General features: G+C 72.5%; 1 protein-coding gene and 1 pseudogene. One reads left to right on the forward strand and one right to left on the reverse strand.

The window, feature by feature from the left end; translation table 11 throughout:
• Positions 1-228: 228 nt before the first annotated feature.
• Entirely contained in the window at positions 229-2,304 is a 2,076-nt protein-coding gene (locus C1I97_RS34790) for a PhoX family protein (protein ID WP_111006963.1), read from the reverse strand.
• A gap of 279 nt (positions 2,305-2,583) precedes the next feature.
• Here C1I97_RS34790 and C1I97_RS40840 point away from each other — a divergent pair.
• Positions 2,584-2,773: pseudogene (locus tag C1I97_RS40840) on the forward strand (VWA domain-containing protein); the annotation flags it as partial.

The raw sequence follows: 2,773 nt of genomic DNA on the forward strand, positions 1-2,773 counted from the left end.
CCCCCGGCCACCCCGCCCCACAACCAGCAGCCGCCGCCCCGGGTCCAGGTCTGAGACCGGGTCCCCCGGAGCCGGCAGGCCGGCGATCGCGCGGCCACGGGCCCCCGCGGCCCCCGCGGCCCCCGCGGCCTCGAGCGTGCGGTTCGGGCGCGGCACAGCGACACAGGGGCACCCCCGCCGAGACACCCGCACGTGTCTCGGCGGGGGTGCCCGCGCCGGATGGCGTCCTCACACGCCGATGTCGCTCCCGTCCGCCCGCCAGACCGCCACCACCGCGGGCCGCGGCATCCTGCCGGGTCCGTCCGGCCAGGTGCTCGCCGGCTGCTCCACCGACGCCCCGTCGACCTCGCCCGGGTGCTGCACGGCGACGACGACACGCCGCTCCTGCACGATCGGCCCGCAGGTCTCCGCCCCCGAGGGCATGGTCAGGAACTGCTTCAGCTCCCCTCGCCGGTCCCCCTTCACCGCGACGCCGAACAGCCCGTCGTGCGAACCGAGCTGGTTGCCGTCGGTGGAGATCCACAGGTTCCCGTACGGGTCGAAGGCCACGTTGTCCGGGCAGGAGACCGGGCTGACGTGCTCCTTGGGGAACCCGGCGAAGTAGGTCGACGGATCGGCCGGGTCACCGGCGACGAGGAACACCGTCCAGCCGAAGCGCGTCGCGTCGGCCTTGTTGCCGCGCTCGGTCAGCTCCAGGATGTGCCCGTGCTTGTTGAGGTTGCGCGGGTTGGCCTCGTCGGCGGGCGCGTAGCCCGCCTTGCCCCGGTTGCTGTTGTTGGTGAGGACGACGTACACCTTGCCGGTGTGCGGCGAGGGCTCGATGTCCTCGGGCCGGTCCATCTTCGTCGCGCCCACCTTGTCGCCCGCGAGCCGCGTGAAGACGAACACCTCCTCGGCGGTCATCCCCGCCACGTGCGAGACGGCTCCCTCCACGGTCGCCGTGGCCAGCGGGATCCACTCGCCGCTGCCGTCGAACTCCCCGTCGGCGGGCAGCTTCCCGCTCCCGTCGATCTCGGCGGCGGGCGAGTCACCGGTGAGCCGGGCGACGTACAGGGTGCCCTCGTCGAGCAGGGTCAGGTTGTGCTCGCGCGCGGCGCGGGACGCCCCCTTCCGCATCCGCTTGCTGCCGACGAACTTGTAGAAGTAGTCGAACCGCTCGTCGTCGCCCGAGTACACGACGGGCCGCCCGTCCTCGGTGAGCCGGACGGTCGCCCCCTCGTGCTTGAACCGCCCGAGCGCGGTGCGCTTGCGCGGCGTGGAGGACGGGTCGTACGGGTCGAACTCGACGACGTACCCGAACCGGTGCGCCTCGTTGGGCTCCCGCGCGATGTCGAACCGCTGGTCGAACCGCTCCCACTTGCGCTCGGTGGCCCCGGTGCCGATGCCGTAGCGCTTGTCGGTGTCCCGGTGGCCGCCTGCGAAGTACTGGTTGAAGTTCTCCTCGCCGTGCAGGGTCGTCCCCCACGGCGTGGTCCCGCCCGAGCAGTTGTTGAGCGTGCCGAGCACCTTGCGCCCGCTCGGATCGGCGGAGGTCTTCAGCAGGTCCGACCCGGCGGCGGGCCCGGTGAGCCGGAACTCGGTGGTGGCGGTCACACGCCGGTTGAGGTGGTGCCGGGGCACGGCGGTGAGCTTCCCCGTCCTCCGGTCCTCCTCCACCACGACGGCGGACAGCCCGTGCGCGGCCCAGGCGACCTCCACCTGCTGCCGGGTGGGGTTCGCGGGGTCGTATCCCCGGAACATGAGCACTTCGTCGGTGTACTCGTGGTTGGCGACGAGGAGCTGCCGGTGCAGCTCACCCTGCAGGGGCAGCAGGGCCAGGAAGTCGTTGTTGTACCCGAACTGCCCGGCCTGCGCGGCCGCGGTCTGGTGCTCGGGGTCGAACACGGGCGCCCCGCGCAGGATGGGGTCGCCCCAGCGGATGACGACGTTCTGCCGGTAGCCGTCGGGGACGGTGACGGTGTCGGCGGTGTTGGGCGCGACGGGTGCGAACCGCAGCCCACGCGCGCCCGAGGGCTTCTTCCGGGACGACGCGGTGGCCTGGCCGGGGATCGCGGCCTGTGCCGGGCGGGCCCCGGCGACGGCGGCCGCGCCGGTCGTGGCGGCCACACCGACGACCGCGGCGGCCCGCAGCACCGAACGGCGCGCGAGCGCACCGGCGATGACGTCGCCGACGTATTCGTTGGAGCTGGTGTTGGGCACCTCGTGGAAGCAGGCGTCACCACACCGGAAACGACAGGTCAGGGCGGAACGTCCGCCGGGATGCGAGCCGGAGGGCGTTCCGATCAGCGGCAGCAGCTTGCGCACTTGTTCTCTCCTTGGGTGCCCGTGATACCAACGCGAACCGTAGGAGCGCATATGTGCGGCAGCCGGGCGCCAGGATGAACGACGGGTGAATCCACGGCGGCATCGGGGGAGTTGCCCCGAAGTCTCCGCACGGTGCCGTGCGCGGGCCGGACACCGCTCTTGACAGTCACGGCACCGGACACCCGACCCTGCCCAAGATCGCCCATGAGGGCAGCTAACCTTACGTGTCCGTCCTGGCCAGGGATTGACGGGCTTCAACTCATGCGAAGGGTTGCGCACATGGGCATTCTCACTCTCTTGCGGAACGCGTTCGGCCGATCACGCAGAGCGAGGACGGCCGAGGCGGAGGGCGCGGCGCAGGCCGCCGAGACGCACGGTGCGGCCGAGGCCACCCCGACGCCGCCCGAGCCGGCCCCGGAGTCGGCCGTGGAGCCTGCTGCGGAGCCGACCGCGGTCACGCCCCCGTCCC

The organism is Streptomyces sp. NTH33 (assembly GCF_003236365.1).
Taxonomy (GTDB): Bacteria; Actinomycetota; Actinomycetes; order Streptomycetales; family Streptomycetaceae; genus Streptomyces.